Raw genomic sequence first — 14,560 nt, 5'->3', positions numbered from 1 at the left:
TCCGTGTCCCGGACGCGCTGCAGCGCATAGCGCTGCTGCGCAGAGCCGGGACCCAGTCAGTTTGCCAGCGAGTTCAGGTCTTCCGTCAGGTCGCGCCAGTCCGGATTGAGGTCTTCGATCAGCTTGAGCTTCCAGGCGCGCCGCCATCGCTTCAGCGAATGCTCGCGCGCTCTCGCTTCGAGGATGGACTCGTAGCTCTCGAAATAGACCAGCAACGTGACCCCGTATTGCTTCGTAAACCGGGGCACGCGCTTCGCCTTGTGTGCGGCCATACGGCGCGCGAGGTCGTTGGTGACGCCGACGTACAATGTGCCGTTTCGCTGGCTTGCGAGGATGTAGACGAAGAATGCGGTTGGCATGGGCGTGAACCAGAAAGTAAAAACTACCTAGAATTGCATGGTTCGAGCTTGCCGCCAATCTGGGTCCCGGCTCTGCGGCGCGTCACTTCGTGCCGCGCCTTGTCCGGGACACGGGCTGGGCTGGTTCGTGCCCCGGACGCAGTGCGGCGCTCCTTCAGCGCTGCACTGCTGAGCCGGGGCCCAGCGTCGCGTCCGACATCGAAATGAGACGCCGTTTCACGATTTCCTTTTGTGCACTTGCGCAAGGCCGGCAAAGGCGACTATCTCCAAACGGATCGCTCCGATCGCGCCTGAAAGCGAAGCTGCCTTGGATTCTCCGCACGATTCTCCGCCGCAGGATTCTCAGCCCGGCCTGCCGGCCGCCCATGAGGAGGCTCCGCGCGAGCCGGTCCTGACGCTGCCGGTGGCGCTGACCGCCTATATCGTCCTGCTGGCGGTGATCCATCTGCGGGTGCTGCTGCCGCCGGAGCTCGAGAACTGGACCATCGACGTCTTCGGCTTCATCCCCAAGCGCTACGATTCCTCGCTGCTCAATCTGCAGATCCCGGGCGGGGCCGGCGCCAAGGTCTGGACCTTCGTCACCTATTCGCTGCTGCACGCCAACCTGACCCATCTCGGCTTCAACGTGCTGTGGCTGCTGCCGTTCGGCAGCGCGCTGGCGCGGCGCTTCGGCGCGGTCAGGTTCTTCCTGTTTCTGGCGGTGACGGCGGCGGCCGGCGCGCTCGCCCATCTCGTCACCCATGAGCATGCGGTGGCGCCGATGATCGGCGCCTCGGCCTCGGTGTCGGGCGCGATGGCAGCCGCGATCCGCTTCGCCTTCGTCCGCGGCAGCTTCCTGTCGTTCAACAGGTCGGACGCCGATACCGCAGCGAGAGTTCCGGCGCTGCCGCTGTCGCGCGCGCTGCGCGACGGGCGGGTGGTCGGCTTCCTCGCTGTGTGGTTCGGCGTCAACATCATCTTCGGCGTCGGTGCGATCGGCATCGATTCCGAGACCACGAGCGTGGCCTGGCAGGCGCATATCGGCGGCTTCTTCGCCGGCCTGCTGCTGTTCGCGCTGTTCGATCCCGTGCCGCGCGTGCGAAACGATGCTGCGGATGCGTCATCACAGGACGTTTCAGACCGTATTTGAAGCGGCGCTTGCGGCGCGGCCCGAATTCATCCATCATTTGCCGGAAGAATGTTCCGGAGCTGCAAGCCGCTAGCGGCGATGCTTCGCAAAGCGCCTGAGCCTGCAACCGGCGCCAAAACTGTTAGTTGAAGACTCGAAGAACAAGTCCGGACCGCCAAAGGCGGACGGGTCCGATTCAGGGAGGCAACAATGACGGTACGTTCCATTCTCAACACCAAGGGCCACCAGATCATGAGCGTCGAGCCCGACGCGAAGCTGGCCGCCGCCATCAAGCTGCTCGGCGAGAAGAAGATCGGCGCGGTGCTGGTGATGAACCAGAGCCGGCTCGAAGGCATCCTGTCGGAGCGCGACATCGTCCGCGTGCTCGGCGAGCGCGGCGCGTCCGTGCTGGAGGAACCAGTGAGCCAGGTCATGACCCGCAAGGTCGTGAGCTGCAAGGAGGCCGACACGGTCGCCGAGCTCATGGAGATAATGACGACAGGCAAGTTCCGCCATCTGCCAGTGATCGACAATGGCAAGGTGGTGGGCCTGATCTCGATCGGCGACATCGTCAAATGGCGTGTCCGCGAATACGAGACCGAGCAGGAAGCCCTGCGCGACTACATCAAGACGGCCTGACGCGTCCGCTTACGCGTCTGCCTTGTTCTTCCGCCTTATTCTTCCGCCTTGGGCGCGTGGCCCGCGGGAGCCGGCGCCAGCACCTCGATCGCCTCGCGGATCGACTCCAGCGCGCGTTCGGCGGCGCGCGCGCCGTGGGCGATCAGGTCCTCGGAACGATGGAAGTCGAACCAGCCGAACTGGCCGACCCGTGGCGAGATCAAGAGATCCGGCGGATCGCCGGCGAGGCGGGCGCGGGTGATGCGGTCCTGCATGATGTTGAAGGCGTCGACCATCACCGAGGAGATGCCCGGGCGCCCGGCGCTGCCGAAGAACTCGCGCTTCATGGTTCTCTCGGGTGAGAAGAAGCGGGGAAAGCGCCGCTTGGCGGTCGTCTCCTCCGGCTCGGCTGCGGCCGGCGCGGGAATCGCGCCGTGCGAATAGATCGTCGTGGAATGGGTGAAGATGTCGCTGGAAAGATTTGCGGCGATGACGATTTCGGCGCCGAGCGCGCGGGCGGCAGAGACCGGCACCGGGTTCACCAGCGCGCCGTCGACCAGCCAGCGGTCGCCGATCAGCACGGGCGCGAAGATGCCGGGCAGGGCGTAGGACGCACGCATCGCATCGACCAGGCGGCCGCGCGTCAGCCAGATCTCGTGGCCGGTGCGGACTTCGGTCGCGACGCTCGCGAACTTGACCGGCAGGTCCTCGACCAGGGTCTGTCCGACCGCGTTCTCGAGCCGGGTCGCCAGCTTCTCGCCGCCGAGCAGGCCGGAGCCGTTGAGGCGGATGTCGAGATAGCCGAGGATGTTGCGCATCCCTTGCAGGCTGCGCCCCCACTCTTCGAACGTCTCGAGCCGGCCGGCCGCATGGAGGCCGCCGACCACGGCGCCGATGGACGTGCCGACCACGACGTCGGGAACGACGCCGTTGGCGATCAGGGTCCTCAGGATTCCGATATGGGCAAAACCGCGCGCCGCGCCGCCACCGAGGGCGAGGCCGATGACCGGCCGGCGGGTGGGGCCAAGGCCAATCTTCTCACCGTTCGAGCCGTTCGCACCACGACCCTTCAAGATATCAAGCACCGAAACTCTCCTACCCGGGCCAGCCCTCGACACCAGAGTAGGCACCGGACTTCCGCCGCACCAGAGCGAGGGCCAAGCATGGTTTATACCGTTCGGGGAAGCAGGGGGCAGTAGTGTGGCGAGGGCTGGCTGCCGCTGGACTAATCACGCAAGCGTCAACCGGGTTCCATCAATCGGACGGGGCCCGTATTTCCTGGGGTTTCAGAGGCTTGAATTTGCCGCGTTTTCGGTGAAAAGCAGGGGGTATGACACGCGGGGGTGACGGCATCATCGGATGGCGGCGCAGCGGCAGGCTGCTGCCGGCGCTGATCCTTGCCGCGTGCTTCGTTACCTCGGGCCAAAACGCTGCGCAGGCGCAGCTTTTCTCCGATCGTCCGCCGCCGGTCCCGCCGGCTTCGGTGCCCGACCCCGGCGGCGCCGTCAGCCTGGCGCCGCCCTCCGGGCCTGGCGCCGGCCCGCCGAGCCTGCCGCCGACCCTGATGCAGCCGACGACCCCCAGCATGCCGCCGCCCGCGGTCACGACCGTGCCGCCGGCCGCCCCGCTCAATGCGGCCGTGCCCGGACAGGGCGTGCTGTCGCTGACCGCGAAATACGGCAAGGATTCTCCGGCGATCACCAGCGGCCTGGTCTGGCGTGTGTTTGCCGACCGTCCCGACGAGAACGGCACCTTCAAGCTGATCCGCGAGGACCGCAGCGCCACGCCCAACATCGTGCTGCCGCCGGGCAATTACGTCGTGCACGTCGCCTTCGGCCTCGTCAGCGCGGTGCGCACCGTCAGCCTGAAGGCCGAGACCGACCGCGAATCCTTCGTGCTGCCGGCCGGGGGGCTGCGGATCGAGGGCCGGGTCGGCACCAGCCGCATTCCGCAGAACCAGATCTCGTTCGCGATCTACAAGGGCAGCCAGTTCGAATCCGGCGAGCGCGCATCGCTGGTGCCGAACGTCGCCGCCGGCGACGTCGTGCTGCTGCCGGAGGGCACCTACTACATCATCTCCAACTATGGCGACGCCAATTCGGTGGTGCGCTCCGACATCCGCGTCCAGGCCAGCAAGCTCACCGACGTCACCATCACCCACCGCGCAGCCGTGATCACGCTCAAGCTGGTCAGCGACAGGGGCGGCGAGGCGCTCGCCAACACAGCCTGGTCGGTGCTGACCCCGGGCGGCGACGTCATCAAGGAATCGATCGGCGCCTTCCCGCGCGTCGTGCTCTCCGAAGGCGAATACCGCGCCATCGCCAAGAACGAGGGCAAGGTCTACGAGCGCGGCTTCAACGTCGTCAACGGCGTCGACGGCGAGGTGGAAGTCGTCGCGCGCTGATCTGGTGTCCCGGACGCGGCGCGGCATGCAATGCCGCTTCGCAGAGCCGGGACCAGAAGGCCGCAAACGCTTATCTCGATGGATGGGCCCCGGCTCAGCAGCGCACCGCTGAAGGAGCGCTGCGCCGCGTCCGGGGCACGAGAGCGGGCCAAGCCCACAAACGGCCCCCTCACTTCCGATACCTCAGCGCCTCCACCAGCACCGCGAACGCCGGCGTCGGCTGCCGCCGGCTCGGGTAATACAGGTGATAGCCCGCGAACGGCGCGCACCAGTCGGCGAGCACGCGGATCAGCCGTCCGTCGGCGATCTCGCGCTTGACGAGGTCTTCGGGGATATAGGCAAGCCCAAGCCCTGCCAGCACGGCATTCATCCGGAGCAAGCCGGTGTTGAACACGAGCTGGCCGTCGACGCGCACCTTCACGGCGCGGCCGCGCTTCTCGAACTCCCAGGCATAGATCCCGCCATAGGTCGGCAGGCGGAGGTTGATGCAATTGTGCTCGGTGAGATCCTGCGGCTGCTTCGGCTTTGGCCGCGTGGCGAAATAGGCGGGCGCGCCGACCACGGCCATGCGCATCTCCGGCCCGATCCGCACCGCGATCATATCCTTGGCGACCTGCTCGCCGAGACGCACGCCGGCGTCGTAGCGCTCGGTGACGATGTCGGTGAGGCCGTAGTCGACGACGAGCTCGACCTTGATGTCGGGATAGCGCGGCAGCAGCGTTGCGAGCGCCGGCCAGAGAACCGTCTGCGCGGCATGCTCGCCGGTGGTGATGCGGACGGTGCCGGCCGGTGTCTCGCGCAACGCGGTCAATGCCGACAGCTCCGCATCGATCTCCGCAAAGCGCGGTCCGACATTGCGCAGCAGGCGCTCGCCGGCCTCCGTCGGCGCGACGCTGCGGGTGGTGCGGGTGAGCAGCCGCAGGCCGAGCCGCTCCTCCAGGCTGCGCACCGTGTGGCTGAGCGCCGACTGCGACACCCCGAGCTGGGCTGCCGCACGGGTAAAACTGCGCTCGCGCGCGACGGCGAGGAAGGCGAGGAGGTCGTTGACATTGGCTCGGGCCATTCATGAGTCCGTATCATGAGTACATGCCGCTTTTATCACCTAATCGCATGCCGGCGCGCCGCCTAGATTTGCCCGTGAACGTGATTTCTCAAAGGAGAGCTTCAGATGCAGACACGAAAACTTGGCAAGAGCGGCCTCGAGGTCTCGGCCCTCGGCCTCGGCTGCATGGGACTGAGCTATGGTTATGGCCCTGCGACCGAAGCGTCGCAGGCGATCGCGCTGATCAGGACTGCATTCGAGCGTGGCGTGACGTTGTTCGACACCGCCGAGGCTTACGGCCCCTTCGTCAATGAGGAGCTGCTGGGCGAGGCGCTCCAGCCATTCCGCGACAAGGTGGTGATTGCCACCAAGTTCGGCTTTAAGGGCGGCAAGGTCGAAGCCGGGCTCGACAGCCGGCCCGCCAACGTCAAGGCGGTGGCGGAGGCCGCCTTGAAGCGGCTCAAGACCGACCGCATCGACCTGTTCTACCAGCACCGCGTCGATCCCGACGTGCCGGTCGAAGACACCGCGGGCGCGGTGAAGGAGTTGATCCAGGCCGGCAAGGTGCTGCATTTCGGCCTGTCGGAGGCGGGCGCGAAGACCATCCGCCGCGCCCATGCGGTGCAGCCCGTGACCGCATTGCAAAGCGAATATTCGCTGTGGTGGCGCGAGCCCGAGCAGGAGATCCTGCCGACGCTGGAAGAGCTCGGCATCGGCTTCGTGCCCTTCAGTCCGCTCGGCAAGGGCTTTCTGACAGGCGCCATTACCGAGAGCACGACGTTCGACAGTAGCGATTTCCGCAACATCGTACCGCGCTTCTCATCCAGCGCACGAAAATCCAATCAGGCGTTGGTCGATCTGCTCGGCGAGATCGCTGCGGCGAAGAAGGTGACGCCGGCGCAGATCGCGCTGGCCTGGCTGCTCGCACAGAAGCCGTGGATCGTGCCGATTCCCGGCACCACCAAGCTGCACCGGCTCGAAGAGAACCTCGGCGCGGCGGCGGTGAGGCTGTCGGAGGCGGATCGCGCTGCCATTGCCGGCGTACTGGCCAAGGTCACGGTGCAGGGCGATCGCTATCCTGCGCATCTGCAGGCGCGCGTCGGCCGCTGATATCTGCGGCGAAAGTCCGGTGAGCATTCGCTTACCGGACTTTCACGCCTGTGTACCGGTTTGAATACCTCTGCCAGCGCTACCAAGGTGCGTTAGAGCAGCGATGAAACACCGGTACCATCGGCTTATTCCGGAAGCGTCGCGCGTTCATCACAACGGTGCAAGATACGCATTTCCGATCATCAATTTTATTCTCTTTCCACTCCGCTGCGTTATATGTCGGGCATCCGTCTAACGGGGGAGGCCGGAGCAGGCTTGAGCGTCTGCGAGACCGGCAAGGGCAGGGGACCAAGCTCGTCGGCATGTTCGAAGTGATCCTCACCAGGCGCAAGCGGTTTGGCTGGCGATGGCAGGTGTGCGACCAGTCCGGCAAGATATTTGCCGATGGCTTCGAGCGCACCCGGCCGTCCGCCAAATATCATGGCGAGCGCGCGTTGTTCTTCCTGTTGTCGCAGGCGTACTTGCGCAAGCGCTCCGCCGCGTCCAGCGAGGATTAGCGGCGGGCACAGCTCCACCCGGGCTGCAAGCTCCGCCTCAGATATCGACGACCAGCTTGCCCTTGACGGCGCGGTCTCTGATCAGCGCATAGGCCTCGTCGACGTTCTCCAGGGTAAAGCGCCTGTAGTCGAGCAGCGGCATGAGCTTGCCGGCCTCGGCGAGGCGCGTGGCCTCCGCCATGATCTCTCCATGATGCGCGCGGCCTTCGCCCGACAGCAGCGGCAGCAGCGTGAACACGCCTGAATAGGTGGCTGCCCGGAACGACAGCGGCGCAAGTGCATGGGTGCCCCAGCCGAGCGCGCTCACCACATGGCCGAAGCGGCGCACCGCTTCGAAGGAGGCGTCGAGCACCTTGCCGCCGACGGTGTCGTAGACGATGTCGAAGCCGCGGCCGCCCGTGTGCTGCGTCACGTAGGCGTCGACCGGACTGTCGCGGTCGATGAACACGGCGCCGAAACCTTCGATGGTGGCGCGCTGCGGCCGCGAGCCGGTTGCGAACACCTCCGCGCCGAAGGCGCGCGCGATCTGGATCGCGACATGACCGACGCCGCCCGCACCGCCATGAATCAATACCTTCTGGCCTGCCTTCAGGCCCGCCCGGTCGATCAGACCTTCCCAGGCCGTGATGACGATCAGCGGCAGGGCGGCGGCTTCCCGCATGCTGAGATTGGCAGGCTTCAATGCCAGCAGATCGGCATCGACCGCTGCGAATTCGGCCAGCGATCCCTGTACGCCGCCGACACCGCCGGTCATGCCGTAGACCTCGTCGCCCGGCTTGAACCGCGAGACCTCGCGCCCGGCCAGCTCGACCACGCCGGCGAGATCGATGCCGAGAATTGCCGGCAACGGGTGGCGCGCATGCGCCGCGGCGCCGGCCTGGATCTTGGTGTCGAGCGGATTGACCCCGCTCGCGCGCACCCGCACCAGGACCTCGCGCGAGCCGATCTCGGGCGTGGAGATGGTTGAGAGGCGCAAGGGAGCGTTGTGGGTCTCCAGGACATTTGCGCGCATTGTCGATTGTCTCGTCATGATCGTCTTGCTCCGTGATCGGCTCAATATGCCCATGAAATTTTGCATGAGAAGGAACAAGGTTGTACGATCATCATACATTTCTGTATGGCGGGAATCCTGATGGACTGGAGCGATCTGCGCATCTTCCTGGCAATTGCGCGCGAAGGCACGCTCGGCGCTGCCGCACGAAAAATCGGCCAGACCCAGCCGACGATGGGCCGGCGGCTTCGCGCGCTCGAGACATCGTTGGGACAGACCCTGTTCCAGCGCACGGCAGATGGCCTGGTGCTGACCGACGAGGGGGCCGCCGTGCTCCGCCACGCCGAGCGGATCGAGGACGAGGCGCTCGCGTTGGAGCGCCATGTGTCCGGTGCGGAGACGCAGCTCGACGGCCTGCTCCGCCTGTCGTCGTCGGACTGGTTCGGGACGGTGCTGCTGTCGCCCGTGATCGCCGCGTTCGGCAAGCGTCACCCCAAGGTGACGGTGGAGCTGCTGACCGATGCGCGGCTCTACAGTCTGCCGCGGCGTGAAGCCGATCTCGTCTTCCGCATCAAGCCGTTCAGCGAGCCCGAGGTGATCTCCAGAAAGCTGCTGCACATTCCCTACGCGCTCTATGGCAAGAAGGGCAGCAAGCCGCCGCGCGCCGGCGACGGCAGCACTGTCCGCGTCGTGACGATGAATGCAGAGTTCGCCGACATGCCGGACGCCGTCTGGCTGAAGCGCGCACTGCCGAATGCAGCCGTCGCCTCGCGCAGCAACAACAGGCAGGTGCAGGCCGAGCTATGTGCGAGCGGCGGCGGCTTTGCCGTGCTGCCGCGCCCGCTCGGCGACCGCGACCGCCGTCTCGTCGCGCTCGACATCGGAACGGCGCCGCCCGGCCGCGACACCTATGTCGGTTATCACCGCGATCTCAGGCGCCTCGCCCGTCTGCGCGCGCTGCTCGATATCGTGATCGAGAAGCTGGCGGGCTGATGCTTCGTAGCCCGGATGGAGCGAAAGCGTAATCCGGGGCGCTCTTTCCGCTCGGATAGATTCCCGGATTACGCTGCGCTCCATCCGGGCTACCAGACCTTGCGTTGCCCGACGGGCAAAACACGCCAGCGGTGGGTCAACACACGCCGCCAAAAACATTCCACTTTACCGAAATTCGGAAATCACGTATGTGTCGCGGCAACCCGGCCCAAGGAAGAGGGGCGTATCGCGATCGTCACGAACGCGGGCCGGGCGGCGGTGGACGTGGGTCACATCGGCGCGAAGGGTTTTGCAGGGCGGAGAGCCGTGAGCAAGGCCATCGCGCACACGACCGGTGTGATCGGCGTACGGCAAAATCGTGTGGTCCTGACGCCCGGGGTCTGTGCGTCAAGTCTTGTGGTGATGGGTATCGTCCAACCGGACGCGCTCGTCAGCCATCCGCAAGGCGACGGGGGCAATAGTGCAACGCTCCCCGGGGAGAGCACGACATAAGCCGTAAAGCCACTGCGCAGGGAAGGCCGGGATGTCCTGGCTACACCTGTATGCCGCTGTGCAGCTTCTTGTTACGCAGGATTCGCACAGTGGACCGCGGGTGCCAGCCGGCGCCCGGTCTTCCCTGCGCCCTCTTTCAAGAAGAGGGTGAAGCGATCAAGCAAAGCTCGGGCGAAATGCGCTGCGAGGATGCGATCCCATGTCAGTCATTTATCAACGCTCTCGTGCCCCGGACGCTGCGCAGCACGGAGTGATGCGCTGCAGAGCCGGGGCCCATGCATCAGCGAGTGCCGCGGCCTGCTGGGTCCCGGCTCTGCGCAGCAGCGTAAGAACGCTGCAGCGCGTCCGGGACACGAGAGTATCGCCTTCGCACGACCGTCATAGTCTCTAACGCCCACTAACCAACACCTGATTTAAAACTGTCATAATCGCCGAATGGAACCCGCGCCTGCGGCCCTTTTACACGTCGTTAAGCGCACCTGCATTGGATGCGCCGGGAAAGTGCGTTGGGGACTGCCATGAATGCCGCGAAGAAAGTGTCGGGAAAACCGGCCGCCGAAATGTTCGATGACATCCCGGTGCTTCAGCGCAAATGGCGTGCAGCGTTGAAGCCGGGCGATCGGCTGCCGCGCTATGAGGACGTGATGCTCGGCAGTCTCGGACGGCTCGCCGATCACATCGCGCTGTTGAGAAACGACGGCACGCTCGAGCTGTCGCGCAGCGGGCGCTACGTGCAGAAATGGCTCGGCGAAGAGCGCTGGGATATCCCCGTCGCCGAATTGTCGCCGGATTGCGCGACCGCGCTGTCGGAAGCGGCGACGAGCGCGCTTGCCAATGGACGGCCTTACCATGCCAGCGCGCATTGCGTGCGCGACGGCATGGTCCGGACCTACGATGTGCTGGCGCTGCCGACGGCCTCGCGCTGGGGCGCCACGCTGGTCGGCGCTTACATCAACGAGCGCGGCACGCAGTACAATCTGCTGGACGCGATCTTCGCCTCGACCGACGATGCGGTGATCTCGCTGGCGACGTTGCGCGACGCCGGCGGCAAGCCGTCCGATCTCCAGGTCGTGCACCACAACAACAGCGCAAGCGCGCTGCTGAAGGTCGCGAGCGGAGGTCTGTTGTGGCGGCGGATCGGCGAGGGCAACACGCTGCTGGCCTCGCCCGAGATCATGGGCTTTCTGCTCAAGGCCGTCGCGGGCGGCCGCGGCGAGCAGCTCGAGATCGAGAGCGAGGGTCGCCACCTCCGCCTCAGCGCCACGGCCTTCGCCGACGTGGTCTCGCTGACGATCTCCGATGTCACCGCATTGAAGCGGCGCGACGCCTCGTTCCGCCTGCTGTTCGACAACAACCCGATGCCGATGTGGGTGTTCGACGCTGAGACCAAGGAGTTCCTCGGCGTCAACGACGCCGCGGTCCAGCATTACGGCTACAGCCGCGCCACCTTCCTGCGCATGAAGCTGCACGAGATCTGGCCGGAGGACGAGTGGGACAGCCACGCCGAGGCGCTGGAGCGCGTCGGCGATGCCTACCATTCCTCGCGCAACTGGCGGCATCTGCGCGCCGACGGCAGCGAGATCGAAGTGCTCACCTTCGGCCGCCGCGTCGCCTTCGACGATCGCGACGGCTATCTGGTCGCGGTGGTCGACATCACCGAACGGCGCAAGGCCGAGGCGCGCATCGCGCACATGGCCCACCATGACGGACTCACCGACCTGCCGAACCGCGAATATTTCCAGGAGCGCCTGAAGCAGGCGCTCGAGCAGGCGGCCGGAAAACGGGTCGGCGTGCTCTATATCGATCTCGACCTGTTCAAGAACATCAACGATTCCTTCGGGCACCCCGCGGGCGACCGCCTGCTCAAGGAAGTCGCTGAACGCCTGACCCTTGCTGTCCGCGGCCCCAATCTGGCGGCCCGGCTCGGCGGCGACGAATTCGCGGTGATCCTCGCGGCCGACGTCTCGCCGAACGAGGCCAGCGCCTGCGCTGGCCTGCTGATCGACATGCTGAAGGCGCCCTATGACCTCGACGGTCAGGAGATGGTGATCGGCGCCAGCATCGGCATCGCGCTGTCGCCGGGCGACGGCACGACGCCGGAGGAGTTGATGCGCAATGCCGACATGGCGCTGTACCGGGCGAAGTCCGACGGCGGCGGCGTGCACCATTTCTTCGAGCGCGAGATGGACCTGCAGGCGCAGAAGCGCCGCGACATGGAGCTCGATCTGCGCCGTGCGTTCGCCAATGGCGAGTTCGAGCTGCACTATCAGCCGCTGGTGTCGATCGCCTCCGATCGCATCTCCGGCTTCGAGTCGCTGCTGCGCTGGCGTCATCCGGACAAGGGCATGATCTCGCCGGCTGAGTTCATCCCGGTTGCCGAGGACATCGGCCTCATCACCCAGCTCGGGGAGTGGGTGCTGCGCGAAGCCTGTCGCGAAGCGGTGAAATGGCCGTCTGACGTCAAGGTCGCGGTGAATCTGTCGCCGGTGCAGTTCCGCAGCCGCAACCTGGTTCAAATCGTGATCTCGGCGCTGGCGCAATCCGGCCTGTCGCCGCGACGGCTCGAGCTCGAGATCACCGAGTCGATCTTCCTGGCCGAGACCGATGCCAATCTCGCGATTCTGCATCAATTGCGCGAGCTCGGCGTCGGCATCTCCATGGACGATTTCGGCACCGGCTATTCCAGCCTCAGCTACCTCAGGAGCTTTCCCTTCGACAAGATCAAGATCGACCGCTCCTTCGTCAAGGATCTGGCGCAGCGGCCCGATTGCAGCGCGATCGTGCGCGCGATCTCCGGGCTCGGCCGCAGCCTCAACATCACCACGACTGCGGAGGGCGTCGAGACCGAGGATCAGCTCGACTGGCTGCGCGCCGAAGGCTGCAACGAGGTGCAGGGCTTTCTGTTCAGCGCGGCGCGGCCGGCGGCCGAGATCGCAAAGCTGCTCGCCGATTTCGGTCAGCGCGCCTCACGGGCGGCGTAGCCCCTCGGGGTAGCAGTCGTAGACCAGCGCCTTGAAGGCGGGCGTGATGCGGCTGCGCTCGTTCTGGGTCTGCTGCATCATGAGGTAGACCATGCCGAGCTTGGGATCGACGCCGAAATAGGTGCCGCTCCCTGAGTCCCATTTCAACTCGCCGAGCGAGCCCGGCGGCGGCGGTTTGGCGTTGCCCGGATCGGTCCGCACCGCAAGGCCATAGCCATAACCGAAGCCGTCGCCTGGAAAATAGAAATAGTCGCGCCCGACGCCGGAGCCTGGCCCGATATGATCGGTCGTCATCGCCTTGAACGCGGCCGGGCTCAGGTAACGCTTGCCCTCGAACTCGCCGCCATTGAGCAGCATCTGCGAGAAGCGCTGATAGTCCGTGATGGTCGAGAGCAGGCCGCCGCCGCCCGATTGCCATTCGGGATGGTCGAGGCGGTCGCGCTCGGCGGCGAGCAGGATGAAATCGTTCGGCAGCGGCCGCGCCATGCGCGCGAGCTCGTCCTCGGTCGCCAGCGTGAATTTGGTGCTGCTCATGCCGAGCGGATCGAAGATGCGCTGTTTCAGGAACTGGTACAGCGTCTGGCCCGAGATGATCTCGATGACGCTGCCCAGCACGTCGGTGGAATGGCCGTAGCGCCACAGCGTTCCCGGCTGCCGCGCCAGCGGCAGTTTTGCGATGCGGTCGGCGAATTCCCTGTTGTTGAATTGGCCTTCGAAGATGTTGGCGGCCTTGTAGGCCTGCTCGACCCATTTGCCGCCGATATAATCGTAGCTGATGCCCGAGGTGTGCCGCAGCAAATCCTCGATGTTGACGGGGCGGACCGGCGGCACAAGGTCGAGCTCCAGCTTGCCGTCGGGCAGGGTGACCTCGAGGCCGACCTTGGTGTCGGCAAACAGGGGAACATATTTCGACACGGGGTCAGTGAGCGCAAGCTTGCCCTCGTCGATCAGCATCATCGCGCCGAGGCAGGTGATCGGCTTGGTCATCGAGTGGATCGCGAAGATCGTATCGGGCGTCATCGCAAGGCCCGTCCTGACGTCGCGCACGCCAAAGGTCTTCTGGTAGACCGGCTTGCCGTGCTGCTGCACCAGGATCACGGCGCCCGGCAGGCGGCCGCTTCCGACCTCGTCGTTGAAATACGCCGTGATGCGGTCGAGCCCGTCCGGCGACGGGGCGGGGATGTCGGCAGCCCGGCTTCGCGCCATCGTGCCGGCCAGCAGCGCAGCCCCGACCAGAAAATCACGACGCTTCATCCCGGCTTCCTCCCTCGGCGGGATCAAAGCCGCAAGACGCTGGAGGCGTCAACAAGCGTTCGATTAAAAACGCGTCACGATTTCCGAAAGGAACGGTCGCGGACGATCTTCGCTCGGCTTGGTCGGCGTGCCGATATGGATGAAGCCGGCGAGCTTTTCGTCAGGCTTGAGGCCGAGGCCATCGAGCACGTCGCGATCGAACGAGAACCAGCCGGTCAGCCAGCAGGCGCCGTAGCCGAGCGCGGTTGCGGCCGTGACGATGTTCATGGCGCTGGCTCCCGCCGACAATTCCTGCTCGAACGCCGGCACCTTCGGATGCGGCCTCGTGAAGCTGACGATGCCGATCACCAGCGGCGCATCCATCAGGCGCTTGCGCTCGATCTCGACGTCGGCGGCGGGCGCGCCGGGATTCTTGCGGGCAAAGACCTTCGCGATCACCTCGCCGGCGCGCTGGCGGGCATCGCCCTCGAAAATGATGAAACGCCAGGGCGCCAGCTTGCCATGGTCGGGCACGCGGGCGCCGATGGTGAGGATGGTCTCGAGCTCGGCCGCCGAAGGGCCGGGTCCGGTCATCTCGCGCGGCTTGACCGAGCGGCGGGTCTTCAGGAGTTCGATGGCGTCGGGCACTGCGATATCCTCTTCAACTGGCCGGCGGGCGTGCCATGCCGAGATAAGCATGCACGCCCGCAACCGGAAGCGAGTTTAGATCGA

General features: G+C 65.7%; 13 protein-coding genes. 7 read left to right on the top strand and 6 right to left on the bottom strand.

The window, feature by feature from the left end:
- Positions 1-56: 56 nt before the first annotated feature.
- Entirely contained in the window at positions 57-359 is a 303-nt protein-coding gene (locus AABA86_RS08010; RefSeq protein ID WP_338306385.1) for a GIY-YIG nuclease family protein, read from the bottom strand.
- Between the two features lie 307 nt (positions 360-666).
- Here AABA86_RS08010 and AABA86_RS08005 point away from each other — a divergent pair, with 307 nt between their 5' ends.
- Both AABA86_RS08005 and AABA86_RS08000 read left to right on the top strand, forming a co-directional pair.
- Positions 667-1,488, top strand: a complete 822-nt coding sequence (locus AABA86_RS08005; RefSeq protein WP_338306384.1) for a rhomboid family intramembrane serine protease — start codon at positions 667-669, stop codon at positions 1,486-1,488.
- A gap of 189 nt (positions 1,489-1,677) precedes the next feature.
- Entirely contained in the window at positions 1,678-2,106 is a 429-nt protein-coding gene (locus tag AABA86_RS08000; protein ID WP_212252063.1) for a CBS domain-containing protein, read from the top strand.
- Between the two features lie 35 nt (positions 2,107-2,141).
- Here AABA86_RS08000 and AABA86_RS07995 read toward each other — a convergent pair whose 3' ends face one another.
- Complete coding sequence (locus AABA86_RS07995; protein ID WP_338306383.1) at positions 2,142-3,170, bottom strand: patatin-like phospholipase family protein; 1,029 nt, start codon at positions 3,168-3,170, stop codon at positions 2,142-2,144.
- Positions 3,171-3,415: 245 nt separating this feature from the next.
- Between AABA86_RS07995 and AABA86_RS07990 the strand changes: the two genes are divergently transcribed.
- Positions 3,416-4,489: a hypothetical protein gene (locus tag AABA86_RS07990; protein WP_212252059.1), complete on the top strand. Its 1,074-nt coding sequence runs from the start codon at positions 3,416-3,418 to the stop codon at positions 4,487-4,489.
- Positions 4,490-4,658: 169 nt separating this feature from the next.
- On the opposite strand, the gene AABA86_RS07985 is transcribed toward AABA86_RS07990, so the two are convergent.
- Complete coding sequence (locus AABA86_RS07985; RefSeq protein ID WP_212252057.1) at positions 4,659-5,552, bottom strand: LysR family transcriptional regulator; 894 nt, start codon at positions 5,550-5,552, stop codon at positions 4,659-4,661.
- 105 nt (positions 5,553-5,657) lie between these two features.
- On the opposite strand from AABA86_RS07985, the gene AABA86_RS07980 reads away from it, so the two are divergent.
- Positions 5,658-6,641, top strand: coding sequence for an aldo/keto reductase (locus tag AABA86_RS07980; RefSeq protein WP_212252056.1), 984 nt, complete (start codon positions 5,658-5,660; stop codon positions 6,639-6,641).
- A gap of 302 nt (positions 6,642-6,943) precedes the next feature.
- Entirely contained in the window at positions 6,944-7,138 is a 195-nt protein-coding gene (locus AABA86_RS07975) for a hypothetical protein (protein ID WP_212252054.1), read from the top strand.
- Between the two features lie 37 nt (positions 7,139-7,175).
- On the opposite strand, the gene AABA86_RS07970 is transcribed toward AABA86_RS07975, so the two are convergent.
- Entirely contained in the window at positions 7,176-8,168 is a 993-nt protein-coding gene (locus tag AABA86_RS07970) for a zinc-dependent alcohol dehydrogenase family protein (RefSeq protein WP_338306382.1), read from the bottom strand.
- A gap of 102 nt (positions 8,169-8,270) precedes the next feature.
- Here AABA86_RS07970 and AABA86_RS07965 point away from each other — a divergent pair, with 102 nt between their 5' ends.
- Both AABA86_RS07965 and AABA86_RS07960 read left to right on the top strand, forming a co-directional pair.
- Positions 8,271-9,122, top strand: a complete 852-nt coding sequence (locus tag AABA86_RS07965) for a LysR family transcriptional regulator (RefSeq protein WP_338306381.1) — start codon at positions 8,271-8,273, stop codon at positions 9,120-9,122.
- Between the two features lie 1,010 nt (positions 9,123-10,132).
- Entirely contained in the window at positions 10,133-12,595 is a 2,463-nt protein-coding gene (locus tag AABA86_RS07960) for a putative bifunctional diguanylate cyclase/phosphodiesterase (RefSeq protein ID WP_338306380.1), read from the top strand.
- Here the strand turns inward: AABA86_RS07960 and AABA86_RS07955 are convergent.
- Positions 12,581-13,849: a serine hydrolase domain-containing protein gene (locus AABA86_RS07955; protein ID WP_338306379.1), complete on the bottom strand. Its 1,269-nt coding sequence runs from the start codon at positions 13,847-13,849 to the stop codon at positions 12,581-12,583. The genes AABA86_RS07960 and AABA86_RS07955 overlap by 15 nt on opposite strands.
- A gap of 63 nt (positions 13,850-13,912) precedes the next feature.
- On the bottom strand, positions 13,913-14,476 hold the full coding sequence (locus AABA86_RS07950; RefSeq protein WP_212252044.1) for a nitroreductase family protein: 564 nt from the start codon (positions 14,474-14,476) through the stop codon (positions 13,913-13,915).
- Positions 14,477-14,560: the final 84 nt, after the last annotated feature.

This window comes from Bradyrhizobium sp. TM233 (assembly GCF_036247965.1).
Classification (GTDB): Bacteria; Pseudomonadota; Alphaproteobacteria; order Rhizobiales; family Xanthobacteraceae; genus Bradyrhizobium; species Bradyrhizobium ottawaense.
Note: the sequence above shows the minus strand (reverse complement) of the source record. Positions and strands in the feature narration are given on the sequence as shown.